Below are 14,556 nucleotides of genomic sequence, written 5' to 3'. Positions count from 1 at the left end.
TGCTGTACTCACGAACAAATGCGGCGTCCGAACGTACTGCAGTGTCGCGGGCCGGGCGCCTTGCGGCGGGACCGGCGTGCGGCAGCTAGCCGATCCGACGGGTGTCTACCTCGTCGTCGTCTTCTTCCAAATCGTCCGCGTACTTATCCACATAAGCCGAATAGTCCGGTTCAACCGGGTCATTCGCGAAATGGCTCGTGGCACGACCATCAGGACCTTTGAGCTCGCGCTGAAGGGCCGAATAGTCAGTGTTCGGGGAATAGTACTTAATATCCCGAGCCTGCTTGGTAGCTTTTGCCTTTTGACGGCCGCGCCCCATGGCGTGACCCCCTTTTGTACTCGGACCGGAGGTGGTCACCTTGGCTATCGGTGAGGCCCCGGAATGTTTGGTCAATTTGTCGTAACACCTAGATTACATGCTTTCCGCGCCCGGTGCTGCCCTGCCCATGCGCGTGGACGACATGTCGGGTACCCTTACCGCCGCGATGCGCAACGTTCCCGGCTTTTTTGTTGGATAGAGTCTGTTCATCAGATGCCGATCCGGTCCACGGTGCAGGCGGCATGCCGAGGCGAAACCCAGGAGGGTATCCGGATGGACAACCAGGAATTGCGTCCCATCCCGCCCAAACCTGGCGCTCCGCCCACCGCGGAGTTGCCGCAGGAGGCAGTCGCGGCACCTGCAACGGAGCCCTCGCCCCGGAAGCGCCGGCGGGGCGCATCAACATTCCTGAAGGCACTCTTTGTGGCGGTTCTGCTCGGCGTGGCAGGAGGCCTGGTGTGGCTCGCAGTCTGGCTGGATTCCGGGGCGCCCGAGTCATCTGGCGACGGCGGCTCCGGGGTCGTGGAAATCCTGCCCACTCCGCTTGCCACCCCGCTCCCCCTTCCCCGTGAGGGCGTGGGGCCGCCGGACTACCGGCTGGGCGACTGCTTCAAGGATTTTGACCCCGCGGCGTTGCGGTCAACGGTAGTGGCCTGCGATACCGGCCACTCGGCCCAGCTCGTCGCCGTCTTCCGCTACCCCGCCGTCGGCTCCTATCCTGGCCGGGAGGCCCTCGCAGCCAAGGCCCTGGAAGCCTGCCAGGCGGCCAGGCTGGCGCCGGCAGCCAACGAGTACACGCTGAACTTCCAGCGGGCCTACCCCAGCAGCACCAGCTGGGAATCGGGAGACCGGCGCGTGGACTGCTACGTCACCGCCGACGGCGGAAACGTCATCAACGCCAGCGTGCTGCCCTAAAATTGTGCGACTCGTCGTTGTCTTCGGCGTCAAAGACCGGGCTTGGATTCGGGCCGGCCTGCTGCCGCAGGTCCCGGCGAAGCTGGCGGCGGGCCGGGCGCGTGGCGGCGTTGGCTTCTCAGCTGGAGGATCCGGGTTGCTCCGGCGATTGCGACGAGAATTCCGCCCGCCACTGCCGCGATGAACAGCGCCATACCCAAGGAAAGCTCACCGGCAACCCCAAGATAACTCACGGTCACGCGATCCTGGTTCTGCAGAATGAAGATGATCAGCAACACCAAAAGGACCAGCCCTGCGCTGACCGCAACCCAGATCATCCCGGCCCGTGTCACATCCGCGTCTCCGGCCCTGTCCTGGGATGGTTTCCGGGGAAAGCGTTTTGGCTTGGAAGGCGCAGGTTTCTTTACCGGACCCGAGGCGGGGCGCGGCCCGGTTGACGGACTCGACGCAGAATCAGCAGCCACGTTTTTTCATCCCCTATACCCGAAGCAATCCGTCAATGCCGGACGGATATATCAAACGGTACTCCTCCACCAGGCCCGCGTCCCCTGCCGGGCCCTTCATCGCTCGGGGCTTGCCGCCCCGCCGGTGTCGGATCCCGGGAGAGCGGACGGCTTTGGTCCCAGAGTCCAGAAGGCTGCGGCCATCACGCCGCCCCACAGCAGGAACAGGAACCAGGGCAGGTCCGCGACCGGCCCGCTCCCCTGGGCCAGGGTGTAAAGCAGCCCGCCGGCGAGGTTGCCGATAATGCTTCCTACCGCCTGGGCCAGGCCGAAGACGCCGAAGTGGGAGGCGATGGACCCGGCTGAGGCGAAGTCAGCGGTCACGGAGTTCATGACGGGCTGTGACAGTATCTGGCCGATCGTGAAAAGTCCGGCCCCCACGAGGAGACCCGCAACGGTCCCCCAGAGCCCCATGACCGCAACCCCGGAACCCAGTGCCACCGCGCTCACACCGAGAATCCCTCGCGGCGACATATGCCGGGACGCGAAACCGGTGAGGGGAAGCATGATGGCCACCATGAGTACCGCCCCGGCCGTGTAGACGATGCCGACGCCCAGCGGGCCGGGAAGAACATCGCCCGCCCGGACCGGGACAACCAGATACAGCTGCGAGACCAGCAGCCAGAGACCGGCCGCGAGCGCGCAGTACCGGACGAAGCCCTTGTTGGCAAGCACTTTCCGGATAGTCGTAGGGGCATTCCGCTCCGCAGAGAGCCCCGAGGGCAGGCCCAAGACAGTTACGAAGAAGGCAATGAGAAACAGTGCCGCCGCACCATAGCTGACCCATTTAAAGTCCAATCCTGCCAGTAGCCCGCCGGTCATGGGTCCAATGATGAATCCGATGTTGGAGACCATTTCCCTGGTCGAATAGACCCGCAACGGGTCCCGGCCTTCCGCCAGGGCGGAGTATGCGGCATAGCTGGCGGGGTGGAACAGTGCCCCTCCCAGCCCCGTCAGGACGGACGCGACGACGAGCCAGCCGGCGGACTCCACGGACCCGAGCAACGCGAAGCCGGTGGCACGGATCAGCACGCCCACGGAGATGGCCGTTTTGTACTTGATGCGGTCGGCAACCCAGCCGGCCAGCGGCATCAGTCCGTTCTGCGAGGCTGAACGGACTGCCGTGACGAACCCGACGAAGGCGATCGTGAGTGAGAGGTTTTCGAGGAAGTGCAACGCCAGCAGGGGAATGAGCATGTAGAAGCCCACAGCCATGATGAACGTGTCGGTATAGAGCACCATCAAGGCTTTGGACGTTCCCCGGGGGCCTCCGGCAGGCGCGGTCACCGCGGACTTGAGTCGCCGGCCGGGGTACCCCACAAGACGACTGCCGCATAGATCGGGACGGACATGCCGGCAAAAGGCACCAGGGTCGGCAGCGCGATACAGGCGAGGAGAACGGTCAACAACACAACCAGCATCCCCAAAGACGCCAGTGGTTTTGCCACCACGAGGCCGACGGCCGCGCCGATCCATTGGCGCGCCGTCGCATCCCGGTGCTGCGCGGCAGCCACGGGGATGGACAACAGCACCAGGCTGACCACCGCGCCGATGGGGATCACGGCCGCGCCGACCAGAATGACCGGTTGGGGTGCGCCGCCGACGGTCAGCTGGGTAACCAGGAAAACGATGTCCGCCACCAAGATGACTATCACCACGAGGGATACCAGCCCTATCACCAGGCTTCGCCGCCACGTTGCACCGAACTCCCGGAAGGTGTTGGTGAAGACCGCGTCGTTTCCTGTCTCACGCCAAGTCGCGAAGGCCCTCGCCAGCGCAATGGACGCCGGTATCAAGGTAACCAGCGGCAACGCCAGGACAAATGCCGCCACCCCACCCAGCGCAATATTTGCCGGGTAGGACAGGAAGCCGAGCACTTTGTGCTCCCAGCGCTGCCGAGGAGGATTGGTCACGAGGGCTGACCCGCCAACGAGCTGTCGAAGGAGCGTCCGGCGAACCCGGATCCCGCCAGGTCCGGGTCAGCGCAGTCGGGGCTCCCACCGTCGAGGTCGATGGTAATTTCTTCCACCGTTCCGCGCAGCATGACCTTGACCGTGATGACCCGGCCGGCGGTCTCCGCCTCAACTTCGGCCACGTCGTCGTCGTTCCATGCAGTCGGTTCCAGCACCGTCACGAAGCGTGCGGACGGGGTGCTCTCCGCTGTGCGCTTCAGCGTGTACTGGACCTTTTCGATGGCCAGGTGCGGCGTCGAGGACGTCGGGTTGGCGTGGATGGCTGTCCGGATCACTTCAGACGTGGCGACGTCGTCGAGGGCGGTGATCTTCAAGTTGCCCCGTCCAGCCTCCGCCACCCAGGTTGAGGGGGTGGTTTCACGGGCCGGGTTCTGGGTCTGGAGCAGCATGGTCCAGGACCTGGGCGCGTCTGCTTCCAGATCGTCGACGACCACCACAACTCCGCGGGGTGACATCACCAGGTGGCGTTGCACCTTCTTCAGGCCCAGTGACCGGTCATACATGGGCGTTGTATCACTCACCGCATGCACCCAGCCGCCGCCGAGGGTCGCCGTCGTGATCCTGGCACTGAACTCGTGGCCCAGGTTCTCGAACACGTGGTAGCGGTCCTCGTTCACGAATCCGTGGCCGTCCACGAGAATCGAGTTGTGGTGTTCGGTCTTTTTCCTGGACGAATACCCTTCATCCAGTGCAAGGTACGCGTTGTGCCCGATCAGCACAAACGATCCGGCGTCCGGGTGGTGGTGCCCGGCGTTCAGGGTGATCCAGTTCTTTTCCTGCTTGATCCGGTGATGCGTTTCCCAGGCCTTGTGGCCGCCGCCCGGTGAGGATTTGAACGAGACCATCGTGGCGTCCTCGTCCCAGGACGTCCGTCCGACGACGAGGCCAAGGTCCTCGAAATACCGGCTGGTGGGCAACTCTTCCGGTCCTTCGGACGGAGCGGAGGGGTCGAACCACAGGAATTCCTGGTACGCCTCGGCGCGCACCCCCGGACGTACATCGCTTTCATACGCTTCGCGCCAGAAGAACTCCGTCGCCACCTTGCGGGCAAGCCACTGAGCCTGCGGAATCCTGTATTCGGCTGCGAGCTTGTAGTACATCGCCACCGGGTGGCCGCTGCGCCGGTCGTGGCAGTCGCCGTGGTCCACAATGCGTTCCATGTCCGGCGCGGCCTGGTAGAGCCGGTACCAGAAGGTCTCCCGCAGGTAGTCATTGGTCGCGAACCAGTCGATTCCTTCGGCCTCCTTAAGGACATCGAGGTAGCTCACGAGCCACGGGACCCCGTAGCGCCAGTACACGACGCCCTCGTTGTTGGAGCCGTCTTCGGGGAGCATGGACAGCACAGTCTCGAAGTTGTCCTTCGCCCGCTCCGTCCATGCCGTAGCTTCGGGGAATTCTTCACGCAGGACGTAGCCGGCAGTGGCCAGGCCCGCGTAGCAAATCCAGTTGTGGTTCTGCCAATACGATGACGACCACCAGCCGCCTTCGCTTTCGATGGCGAACTCGTAGAGCCGCCTGCCCTGGAGCAGGAGCTTGTCCCGCAGGGCGATGCGCTCGTCCTGCGGCAGGGCCTCGCCGGCCCATGAGTAGGCGAGGGAAAGACCGTGGAGCAACCAGCCGGCGTCGAGGTCGTGATCGGGCATGTTGGCCTTGCCCCAGTGCGGGAAGGACAGCGGCGGCGCCAGCCAGCGGCGCAGTTCGGTCAGGTAATGTTCCTGTCCGGTCATCCGGTAGGCCAGCGCCAGGTTGGCGGCCCCGGGTCCGAAGTACGTGATCGACGCAAGCGGGTGCTCGGCGGGCAAGGACACACCGGGGTAGCGTTCGCATTCCTCAAGGAGGCGGCGGAACTGGGGGCTGCGCACACCCGTGCTCTCATCGCGCAAGCGTTCTTCGTGTCCGGCAAGCAGGAGCGGGCGGGTCATGAGGGCACCTCTACGGTTGTAACGTCCTCCGAAGAGGAACGAATGTGGATAGATACAGCATCATCACCGGTAAACCGGATATCGACGCCGGCAGGGCGGTTAGCGGGGTCAAAGGAGTAGACGGACACAAATGTCACGTCTTGTGCCTTCGCTTCCCAGTCCGAGACGGGAAGGATGACCGACGGGTCGTCGGAGGGGCCGCGCCCCGGTTTCAGCACCATTGCCGCCGGCACTGATGCACGGTGGAATCCGGTCAGCACTGCCCCCGTCCCCTCGGAGCCGGTCGGTGCGCCGGTGGACCCGGTCCAGGTCGACATGGTCACGCCGTCGGAGGTCTGCAGCGCAAACCCCGTCGACGGTCGCAGCGCCAGCGCAATATCATGGTCCACGCCGTCGGTGGCCGATACGCGCATGACGTCGATGAGCAGCCCGCCGCGGATCATGAGCTCACGCTTGAGCGCGATTCCGGGAATAACCTCGTCCGCGCTGGCGATGAGGTGATTACCTGCCTCGTCCCAATGGTCAACGCTTCCGGTGCCCTCCTTCTGGTCCTGGCCGTCGACCCGGACTGTGGGATGGGCCAGAGTCCGGGCGTAGTGGCCGTGCCGCAGCGGGCTGGCGTAGGGCGGCACGCCCGGCGCGGGCTGCCACGGTTCCTGCCCGTAGAGATATAGGGCGAGTTTGTCGAAGTGCCCGTGGGAACCCCCGTGGGGCCCGGCGTCGATCACGGCCTGGAACCGGTCGTCGTCGTCCCGCAGAACGGCGTACCCCACGTTCGGGTAGTAGACCGAGCCGCGCGTTGCCGTGGCACCCGCAACCGGATCCCCGGTGAACCAGCCGGTCAGCAGGTCCTCCGGCTCGGACTCCCGGACGCCCAGCCTGTTCCTGGCCCAGCCGCCGACGGCGGCGAGCCCGGTTTCCTTGAACAGCTGCCCCGCCAGCACGACAATTTCCAGGACCTCGCGGTGCATCGGGGCCCGGTCGTAGGGTCCGTCATGCAAGATCGGCAGCCGGCCATCCGGTGCGGCGATTTCGGCGAGCACCCGCACCATGGCTGCCAGGATTTGCACGACGTCGGCGGGAATCTCCGCCGGCACTGTGCCACGCAGGCCGAGCAGATAGGCCCGCAGGACAAAAACATGGTAATAAGTGGACCCCTCCCATTCCCAGCCGTCGTCGCCGACGGCGATCCTGACGTGCTGGTAGCTCCACTTCACCCATTGCTGCGTTTCGACAGTTTCGCCGCAGCTTCGCAGCGCCTGGGTCAGCAGTAGCCCAGCCGCATTGAGCCACGCGGTGTAGTTGCTGCGCTCATCGCTGCGGTCATCAACCAAGATTCCGCGGGCGGCGACGATCGTCTCCAGCAGTCCCTTAAGCATTTCGACGACGGGCCGTTCGACGCCGGCGCCCCTTCCTGGGCCGTTCAGCGAGAGGACCGCATGAGCGATCTGTACCGCCCATTGGGCTTCGGTCAGCGCCTGGGAGAAAAGTTTGCCCTTGAGCATCCACCCCTCACTGCCCTCGTTCCACCCGCTCCCGGAGACCTCCGCATAGAAGGAAGCGTATTCATTCAGGATCTGATGGGACTGGTCCCGGCGATCCTCCATCCCGTTCGTGGCACCGCGGGCCAGGAAATGGGCCTCACGTGCAAGAGCCTGGTGCCGGTAGACGAGCCAGGCCGCGGCATAGGGCTCCCCGTGCAGCTCGCACCCGTGCGGGCAGGGATAGACGCCGTCACGTTCGGACTCCAGCTCGGTTCCGTGCGTCGGACAGACGTAGTCGTGCCACCAGCCGCCGCGTTGCAAGGGGACAATGCTCATCGGAAGTTCAGTCCTCCATTAATGTCGATGACCTGTCCCGTGACATACGATGACAGATCGGAGCCCAGGAAGACGGTGACCCCTGCGACGTCCTCGACGGTTCCGGCCCGGCCCATGGGGATGTTCGAGACGATCCCTGCCTGCGCGCTGGCCGGTGTAAAAGCATCGTGGAACGGGGTGTCGCCGATGAATCCGGGCGCCAAGGCGTTCACGGTGATTCCCTGCGGTGCGAGTTCTTTAGCCAGGCCGCGGGACAGTCCGACGATGGCCGCCTTGGCAGCCGCGTACGCTGCGGAGCCGGCGCCGCCGCCGTTTTCTGCCGCCAGGGACGCCATCATGACAATGCGTCCGGCTTTGGACTTGCTCAAGTGCGGGACTGCGGCGCGGTTGATGAAGAACGCCGTCGAGACGTTCACTGCGAAGACCTTCTCCCAGTGCTCATCGGACATGTCCGCGATCGTGGACCGTCCCACTAGGTGGCCGGCGTTGTTGACCACGATGTCGAGGCCGCCGAGTTGCTCTACGGCGTCCGCAACCACGCGATCAACCTGGGCCGAATCGGTCAGATCGCCCTGGATGGCGGTCGCTTCCCGTCCCATGGCCTTGATCTGGTCAACAACTTCGCGGGCGCCGTCGGCGCTGTTGGCGTAGTGGACGGCGACGTCGGCTCCGGCCTGGGCCAGTCCCAGTGCGATGGCTGCACCGATTCCCTGTCCTGCTCCGGTGACGAGTGCGCGGCGGCCGGCGAGATCTGTCTGCATGGGGTTGTGTTTTCCTGATTCCGTTGTCTGGGACATGATTTCCTTATTTGATTCCGGCATTGGTGAAGCCTTGGACGAAGTACTTCTGGGCGAACACGAACATCAGGACCATCGGGACGGTGGCCATCATGGTGCCTGCCATCAGGTAGTTCCATGACGTGTTGTCCAGCTGCTGGAAGACCGCAAGGCCTACCTGGATGACGCGGAGCTCGTTGCTCGAGGTGACGAGCAGGGGCCACAGGAAGTTGTTCCAGGTTTCCTGGAAAGTCAACAGTCCGACGGTCGCGATCCCGGGCTTGATCAGCGGCGTGTAGATCTGGGCGAAGATGCGGAACTCGCTCAGTCCGTCGATCCGGGCTGCCTCCTCAAGTTCTTTGGGCAGGGACAGGTAGAACTGGCGGAACAGGAAGATCGCTGCGGTGCTGAGGCCGCCGGGAATGATCAGTGCCCACCAGCTGTCCAGCCACCCGGTTCCGCCCTGCCCGAAGATGTCGTTGCCGCCGAACAGCGGCATGAATTTCACCAGCAGGAACTGCGGGACGATCTTGGTGTAGGTCGGGATCATCAGCATCGCCACAAAGGCGAGGAAGACGATTTCAGCGCCGCGGAATTTGATCCGGGCGAAGGCATAGCCGGCCATGGCGCCGAAGAGCAGTGTGATGGCGGTATGACCGACGGAGATGATCACGCTGTTGCGGAAATACAGGTCGAACGGTGCCGCGTCCAGGGCTGCTGCGTAGTTCTCCCAGTGCCATTCCTGGGGCCAGAACGTGGCCGGGAACAATGCCAGCTCGGCGGAGGACTTCACGGAGGTGAAGAGCATCCAGGCGAACGGAATGATCATCGCGATTGAGGAAACGGCCATCAGGACGCTCAGGACAATCTTGTTCCGGCGCTCGACGGCGGATTTCCGGGGCCCTTGACGAGGTGCTTCCGGACGCCCAGTTCCGGCCCCGGCCTTGATTTGTGAAGTGCTCATCAGTCATCTCCTCGCGTTGCCCGGCGGCTGATCAGGGTCATGACCAGGAGGAAGGCGAACAGGACGACGGATTGCGCCGAGGCCATGCCCATCTGGAATTTCTGGAACGCCGAACGGTAGATTTCGTAGGTCATCATGGTGGTTGAGTTAGCCGGGCCGCCGTCGGTGAGGACGTAGATCTGGTCGAACACCTGGAACGCCCCGATGATCGAGATGACGAGCACAAAGAACGTTGCCGGCTTGAGCATCGGGAGGGTGATGGCGAAGAACTTGCGGGCCGGCGACGCACCGTCGACGGACGCCGCCTCGTAGAGGCTTTCGTCGATGTTTTGAAGTGCGGCGATGTAGATCAGCATCTTGATGCCGATTCCGTGCCACGCGCCCACAGCGATGACCGATCCCAGTGCCAGATCCGGGTTAGCCAGCCATGCCTGTCCCGGGACACCGAATATTGAGAGTATTCCGTTGAGCAGGCCCTGCTGGGGGTTGAAAATCAGCAGCCACACCATGGCAATGGCGACCGTTGCCGTCACATGTGGAAGGAAGAACGCGGTGCGGTACCACTTTTGGAGTCGGAGCCCCTGGTTGAGCGCCACGGCAACCACCAGAGCGATCCCCATCGAAACAGGCACGGTCCAAAAGGTGTAAACCATGGTGTTCCAGGTCGCCTGGATAAAGACCGGATCCTGGGCGATGGCGACATAGTTGTCGATTCCAATCCACCGGGGCGCACTAAATATGTCGTAGTCGGTCAGGCTGAGCGCAAACGTTGCCAGAACCGGTATCGCGCTCCACAGCCCGATGTGAATCAGGGCCGGAGTGATCATCAGCCAGCCCGTGCGCCGGAGTTTTCGCTGCTGTTTGGAGCCTCCAGTCCGCTTGGGCTTCCGGACCGGTGTGTCGCGCCGGCGAAGATCGAGGTCTTCCGCCGCTGAGCTTTGATCAATGGTTTTCATGATGGCCTCATTTGTCGAGTCGCTGCTGCCGCCGGATTACTTAAAGGCCGCCGCAAGATCATCCAGGGCCTTCTGCGGCGTCACTTGCTGAAGAACTGCGGACTGGACAGTCGAACTGAAATCTCCACGGATCTTGATCCAGTTGGCCGGCCCGCCTTCGCGTTTGGCGATGGCAAGATTCTCCAGCGCAAACTGCACAAACTTGTTTGACTTGACGTAGTCCGAGTCCAGCAGGCCGGTCAGTGCCGGAACGTTCCCACGCTGCTGGTTCGCGGCGAGGGCAGGTCCGGAGCTGGTCAGGAATTCGAGGAGGGCTTGGGCCGCCTTCGGATTCTTGGTCTTAGCCGACACTGTTCCTAGAGTGCCGCCGAAAAACATGCCTGGCTCTGAGCCGGTGATTGCGAAGGGCTGGAGCTGGTCGAGAATCTCAGGCGCGGATTCCTGTGCCTGGGTGAACAGGTTGTTGTGGGCGATGCCCATGGCAGCCCGGCCGTTGAGGAGCGGATTTACCGCGGCACCCGGGGAGGAGAACCCGAGGTCTTCAACCTTGTGGGTGTTGATCAGATCGGTCATGAGCTGAAGCGCATCAACTCCTGCCTGAGAGTTGAACTCCGGCTTGGTTGCATCGGCATTGAAGAGGTTTCCTCCCGCCGAAAACAGCATGGTCTCGAAGGCCTGCCGCGGGTCGAGGGAGAGCAGGTCGAAGCCGGCCTGCTGGAGATTGCCGCTGCCGTCCCGCACCGTCAGGGCCTTGGACATCGTAACGAGTTCGTCCCATGTCTTCGGCGGGGCGGAGTAGCCGGCCTTCTTCAACAGGTCCATGCGGGCCACACCGAAGCGGGTGTCCAGCATGATGGGCACTGCGTAGACGCCGTCTTTCCACATGCCGGCGTCGACAATATTTTCCGGGTACGACTCGAGCAGCTTCTCGCGGGTCAGGCCGGTCTTGCCGAGATCCGCCAAGATCCCCTGGGCGGCGAAGTTTTCGATCCACCCGACCCCCATGAGCATCACGTCAGGCACTCCGCCCGAGACGATTGACGTGGTGAGCTTTTCATTCAGCTTGCCGTAGGTCGTGTAATCGACGTTGACTTTGACGTTTGGGTACTTCTTGTAGAACTCGGGGAGCAGCTCGTCTTCGAGTAGTTTCTGTCCCGGAGTGCCTTCGAAGATTGGCGTGAGAAGTTTGACTTCGCCACTGACACCCGCTTGGTCTTGGGATGCCTGCGTGCTGCCGGAGGAGCAGGCCGCGGTGCCCATCGTGAGTGCGATGGCGGCCGTCATGGCTGCAATCTTGGTCTTATTGAAATGCATCTTCATTTCCTGTCCGTTCGAGGGGGCTGAGGGGGTGGACGCGACGCTGCCTCCAAGCCTGATGAGCACGCCGTCGTTATTTTGTTCGCCTATCGACGGGCAAACCGAAGAAATCTGGTGTAACGATGCACTGAGATTACCGATGATCAAAGTCACATGTCAAGGAAATATTTTGCGGCATCGTCAGCGATGCGTGGCCCCGCACGGCGCACAGGCATCACTGCGTGACTTTTTTCTGATAAATCGATACAGTAAACCAATCAAGCGCCCGGGTCTGAAGGGCTAACAACACGGGAGGGTTCGGATGGGTCGCGTGACTATCCAGCAGGTTGCACGGGAAGCTGAGGTTTCGCCGAGCACCGTGTCGAATTATCTGAACGGCCGCCTGGACCGCATGGTTCCGGCAACGCGCGAGCGGATCGAAAAAACCATAGCCAGGCTTGGCTATCGACCCAACCGTGCCGCCAGGCAGCTGCGGACCGGCCGGACACAGACGATCGGCCTGATTGTGCCGTCCGTCGGCAACCCATTCTGGGGCGCCTTCGCGCATGAGCTGGAAGTGGCCGCCCTCGCCGTCGGGTGCAGCGTGCTGCTGTGCAACAGCGAACGAGTGGCCGAACGGGAGCGGGAATACGTTCAGGAACTCTGGGACAACGGGGTCCGGGGAATCGTTTTGTGCACGTCGCTGCCGTCATTGGATCATCTGGCAGATCTGGTGAAACAAGGATTGCAGCTCGTCACCTTTGACCGTCCCGCCCAGCCCAACGATCCCGAGTCGGTCGTTAGCATCAGCATCGACAACGTCGTGGGCGGTTATATGGCGGCAACCCATCTCATCGAGTTGGGTCATCGACGCTTGTCCTTTGTAGCCGGGTCATTGGGATCGGTCAACAGGGCAGGCCGTTACCGCGGCTTTGTCAGTGCCCTGGAGGCCGCCGGGCTGGATGTCAAGGACATGCCCGTGTGGTCGGGCAGCGAGGACGTCCCGTTCGGGGACGTATTCGCAGCGGACGTCGGACGCCGCGCAGCCCACTCGCTCTTTTCCGGAGACGTTGAACCGCCCACCGGGGTAGTCGCCATCAATGACATGACTGCGCTGGGCTTCTGCCGGGGCCTCCGGGATCTGGGGTTGACGGTCGGCAAAGACGTTTCCGTTGTCGGTTTCGATGACATCGTGCTGGCCGACCTCTACGATCCACCGCTCACCACTGTGCGCCAGCCGCTGGCAAGGATGGCCAAGCTTGCCATCGCAGAGGCAGTCTCGCACGACAGCGGCGATCCAGGCGAGCCAGGAAGATCGGTACTGCTGCAGCCCCAGTTGATGGTTCGAGCATCAACAGCATCCCCGCCGGCCCGCGGCCACGTCCCGGCACTGGCAGTACCCGCGGCGAGCCCGAAGTGACTACTTGTCACGCCATCACAAACTAAGGAAATCCATGGACCTCTCTCTTGCTACATCCCAGGACCGAGTCCCGCCGTCCCACGTGCTGACCAGCAGCAAAATCGTTGCGGTCCTTCGCGCCGCCGACGCCGGCGCCTACCAGCGGGTCATTGACGTCCTCGTTGAGTCCGGCATCAAGTCCATCGAGCTCACGCTGACGACGCCGGGCACTCTCGAGATGCTCCCTGAGCTGCTGCGCCGTTCCGGCAGCGACACCGAAATCGGCGTCGGAACCGTCACATGCGTCGAGGAAGCGGAGCAGGCCCTCAACGCAGGAGCCTCGTACCTCGTCACCCCGTTCACCAACCCCGACGTTATTGCCACTGCCGTCGGGGCAGGCCGCCCCATCTTCCCGGGTGCCCTGACCCCTACCGAAGTTCACACCGCGTGGTCCGCCGGCGCGACCGCCGTCAAGATTTTTCCCGCTGAAACCGTAGGCGCGGCCTACGGCGCCCACTTGCTGGGGCCGTTCCCCGGCCTGAGGTTCCTCCCTTCGGGCGGAATTCGGATGGAGGACATCGGACCCTGGCTGCGCAGTGGTGCAATCGCGGTCAGCCTCGGCGGCCCGCTCCTCGGCGATGCCCTGCGAGGCGGCTCCCTGGACGGACTGGCGGCACGCGCGCAGGCTGCCATTGACGCGGTGAACGCCGCATGACCGGCACGGGAGTAGTAACGATTGGCGAAACGATGGTGCTGGTGTCCAGCACCATCGAGGAACCTCTCCAGCACAGCAAACACATGACCCTGGGCATCGGCGGCGCCGAAAGCAACGTTGCGATCGGACTCCGACGGCTCGGTACGGACGTGACCTGGATCGGCAAAATCGGTGAAGATTCCGCCGGAGACCTCGTCGAACGTGAGCTCCGTGCAGAAGGTATCAACGTCGTCGGCATTAGGGACCCGGAAGCCCCCACCGCGCTCATGCTCAAAGAGCGGCGCTCCGCGGCTGAAACGCGCGTCTGGTACTACCGCTCCGGGAATGCCGGCTCACGCCTGGCAATCGCTGACCTGGACCCAAGGCTCATCAGCGGAGCCACGCTGCTGCACCTGACCGGGATCACACCGGCCCTCTCAGAGTCGGCACGGCTCCTGACCCTGGAGGCAATCCGGATCGCCCGTTCGGCAAGAGTGCCGGTTTCATTCGATCTCAACTACCGCCAAGGCCTGTGGGCCAGAGATGCCGCAGCAGAGTTCTACCGGCAGGTTGTCCCGCTTGTGGATATCGTGTTTGCCGGCGACGACGAAGCCGCCATCGCCGTTGGACCCGCCGCGTCGCCGGAACAGTTGGCACAGCGGCTGGTCGATCTCGGCGCCGGACAGGCCGTCATCAAACTCGGAGCGGACGGTGCCCTGGCGCTGGTCGAAGGCACGATCACCGCCCAGAAGGCCGTTCCCGTGACGGTTCGCGATACCGTCGGCGCCGGCGATGCCTTCGTCGCCGGTTATCTCGCGGAATACCTCGCGGGCGAATCAGTAGCCGCCTGCCTGGATACGGCCGTACGGGTTGGGGCCTACGCCTGCATGGCAGCCGGTGACTGGGAGGGCCTTCCCCGCCGCCGGGAACTGGCCGCACTCACCGCAACGGATCCCGTCAGCAGGTAATCCACCGGCAGACCCGGGAGAGGGGCCCTGGAGGGCACATTCATGTCTGCC

Annotated in this window: 14 protein-coding genes; 4 read left to right on the top strand and 10 right to left on the bottom strand. The window is 63.5% G+C overall.

Annotation, left to right across the window (positions count from 1 at the left end; genetic code table 11):
• Positions 1–85: 85 nt before the first annotated feature.
• The gene (locus DAD99_RS10475) at positions 86–319 is read right to left on the bottom strand and encodes a DUF3073 domain-containing protein (RefSeq protein ID WP_185263854.1); all 234 of its coding nucleotides are present in this window, start codon (positions 317–319) and stop codon (positions 86–88) included.
• A 273-nt stretch (positions 320–592) separates the two neighbouring features.
• Between DAD99_RS10475 and DAD99_RS10470 the strand changes: the two genes are divergently transcribed.
• On the top strand, positions 593–1,234 hold the full coding sequence (locus DAD99_RS10470) for a septum formation family protein (protein WP_193341490.1): 642 nt from the start codon (positions 593–595) through the stop codon (positions 1,232–1,234).
• Between the two features lie 29 nt (positions 1,235–1,263).
• Here the strand turns inward: DAD99_RS10470 and DAD99_RS10465 are convergent, their stop codons facing one another.
• The 9 genes from DAD99_RS10465 to DAD99_RS10425 all read right to left on the bottom strand — a co-directional run bounded on the left by DAD99_RS10465 (position 1,264) and on the right by DAD99_RS10425 (position 11,462).
• Entirely contained in the window at positions 1,264–1,566 is a 303-nt protein-coding gene (locus DAD99_RS10465) for a lipopolysaccharide assembly protein LapA domain-containing protein (RefSeq protein WP_309233244.1), read from the bottom strand.
• A 228-nt stretch (positions 1,567–1,794) separates the two neighbouring features.
• Entirely contained in the window at positions 1,795–2,979 is a 1,185-nt protein-coding gene (locus DAD99_RS10460) for an MFS transporter (protein ID WP_193341489.1), read from the bottom strand.
• A gap of 41 nt (positions 2,980–3,020) precedes the next feature.
• Positions 3,021–3,650 carry a DUF624 domain-containing protein gene (locus DAD99_RS10455; protein WP_193341488.1) on the bottom strand — a complete coding sequence of 210 codons (630 nt, stop codon included), beginning with the start codon at positions 3,648–3,650 and terminating at the stop codon, positions 3,021–3,023.
• Positions 3,647–5,632, bottom strand: coding sequence for a DUF4962 domain-containing protein (locus tag DAD99_RS10450; RefSeq protein WP_193341487.1), 1,986 nt, complete (start codon positions 5,630–5,632; stop codon positions 3,647–3,649). Before DAD99_RS10450 ends, DAD99_RS10455 begins: the two co-directional genes overlap by 4 nt.
• Positions 5,629–7,452, bottom strand: coding sequence for a heparinase II/III family protein (locus tag DAD99_RS10445; RefSeq protein ID WP_193341486.1), 1,824 nt, complete (start codon positions 7,450–7,452; stop codon positions 5,629–5,631). Before DAD99_RS10445 ends, DAD99_RS10450 begins: the two co-directional genes overlap by 4 nt.
• Positions 7,449–8,249: an SDR family NAD(P)-dependent oxidoreductase gene (locus DAD99_RS10440; RefSeq protein WP_227007900.1), complete on the bottom strand. Its 801-nt coding sequence runs from the start codon at positions 8,247–8,249 to the stop codon at positions 7,449–7,451. The genes DAD99_RS10445 and DAD99_RS10440 overlap by 4 nt, the downstream gene beginning before the upstream one ends.
• 7 nt (positions 8,250–8,256) lie before the next feature.
• Positions 8,257–9,192: a carbohydrate ABC transporter permease gene (locus DAD99_RS10435; protein WP_193341485.1), complete on the bottom strand. Its 936-nt coding sequence runs from the start codon at positions 9,190–9,192 to the stop codon at positions 8,257–8,259.
• Positions 9,192–10,148, bottom strand: a complete 957-nt coding sequence (locus tag DAD99_RS10430) for a carbohydrate ABC transporter permease (RefSeq protein ID WP_193341484.1) — start codon at positions 10,146–10,148, stop codon at positions 9,192–9,194. The genes DAD99_RS10435 and DAD99_RS10430 overlap by 1 nt, the downstream gene beginning before the upstream one ends.
• 36 nt (positions 10,149–10,184) lie before the next feature.
• Positions 10,185–11,462: an extracellular solute-binding protein gene (locus DAD99_RS10425; protein WP_193341483.1), complete on the bottom strand. Its 1,278-nt coding sequence runs from the start codon at positions 11,460–11,462 to the stop codon at positions 10,185–10,187.
• 304 nt (positions 11,463–11,766) lie between these two features.
• Between DAD99_RS10425 and DAD99_RS10420 the strand changes: the two genes are divergently transcribed.
• The 3 genes from DAD99_RS10420 to DAD99_RS10410 are packed head-to-tail and all read left to right on the top strand — an operon-like array spanning position 11,767 to position 14,505.
• Complete coding sequence (locus tag DAD99_RS10420) at positions 11,767–12,864, top strand: LacI family DNA-binding transcriptional regulator (RefSeq protein WP_193341482.1); 1,098 nt, start codon at positions 11,767–11,769, stop codon at positions 12,862–12,864.
• Positions 12,865–12,898: 34 nt separating this feature from the next.
• Positions 12,899–13,558, top strand: a complete 660-nt coding sequence (locus tag DAD99_RS10415) for a bifunctional 4-hydroxy-2-oxoglutarate aldolase/2-dehydro-3-deoxy-phosphogluconate aldolase (RefSeq protein ID WP_193341481.1) — start codon at positions 12,899–12,901, stop codon at positions 13,556–13,558.
• Entirely contained in the window at positions 13,555–14,505 is a 951-nt protein-coding gene (locus tag DAD99_RS10410; RefSeq protein ID WP_193341480.1) for a sugar kinase, read from the top strand. The genes DAD99_RS10415 and DAD99_RS10410 overlap by 4 nt, the downstream gene beginning before the upstream one ends.
• Positions 14,506–14,556 lie beyond the last annotated feature (51 nt).

It is taken from the genome of Pseudarthrobacter sp. AB1 (assembly GCF_014926485.1).
In the GTDB taxonomy this organism is placed as follows: domain Bacteria; phylum Actinomycetota; class Actinomycetes; order Actinomycetales; family Micrococcaceae; genus Arthrobacter.
This window is presented reverse-complemented; position numbering and strand designations above follow the sequence as displayed.

Bases quoted from the DNA above. Each gene is read 5' to 3' on its own strand.
- DAD99_RS10475 (WP_185263854.1), bottom strand. From the start codon at position 319: ATGGGGCGCGGCCGTCAAAAGGCAAAAGCTACCAAGCAGGCTCGGGAT.
- DAD99_RS10470 (WP_193341490.1), top strand. From the start codon at position 593: ATGGACAACCAGGAATTGCGTCCCATCCCGCCCAAACCTGGCGCTCCG.
- DAD99_RS10460 (WP_193341489.1), bottom strand. From the start codon at position 2,979: ATGGTGCTCTATACCGACACGTTCATCATGGCTGTGGGCTTCTACATG.
- DAD99_RS10450 (WP_193341487.1), bottom strand. From the start codon at position 5,632: ATGACCCGCCCGCTCCTGCTTGCCGGACACGAAGAACGCTTGCGCGAT.
- DAD99_RS10445 (WP_193341486.1), bottom strand. From the start codon at position 7,452: ATGAGCATTGTCCCCTTGCAACGCGGCGGCTGGTGGCACGACTACGTC.
- DAD99_RS10440 (WP_227007900.1), bottom strand. From the start codon at position 8,249: ATGTCCCAGACAACGGAATCAGGAAAACACAACCCCATGCAGACAGAT.
- DAD99_RS10435 (WP_193341485.1), bottom strand. From the start codon at position 9,192: ATGAGCACTTCACAAATCAAGGCCGGGGCCGGAACTGGGCGTCCGGAA.
- DAD99_RS10430 (WP_193341484.1), bottom strand. From the start codon at position 10,148: ATGAAAACCATTGATCAAAGCTCAGCGGCGGAAGACCTCGATCTTCGC.
- DAD99_RS10425 (WP_193341483.1), bottom strand. From the start codon at position 11,462: ATGCATTTCAATAAGACCAAGATTGCAGCCATGACGGCCGCCATCGCA.
- DAD99_RS10420 (WP_193341482.1), top strand. From the start codon at position 11,767: ATGGGTCGCGTGACTATCCAGCAGGTTGCACGGGAAGCTGAGGTTTCG.
- DAD99_RS10415 (WP_193341481.1), top strand. From the start codon at position 12,899: ATGGACCTCTCTCTTGCTACATCCCAGGACCGAGTCCCGCCGTCCCAC.
- DAD99_RS10410 (WP_193341480.1), top strand. From the start codon at position 13,555: ATGACCGGCACGGGAGTAGTAACGATTGGCGAAACGATGGTGCTGGTG.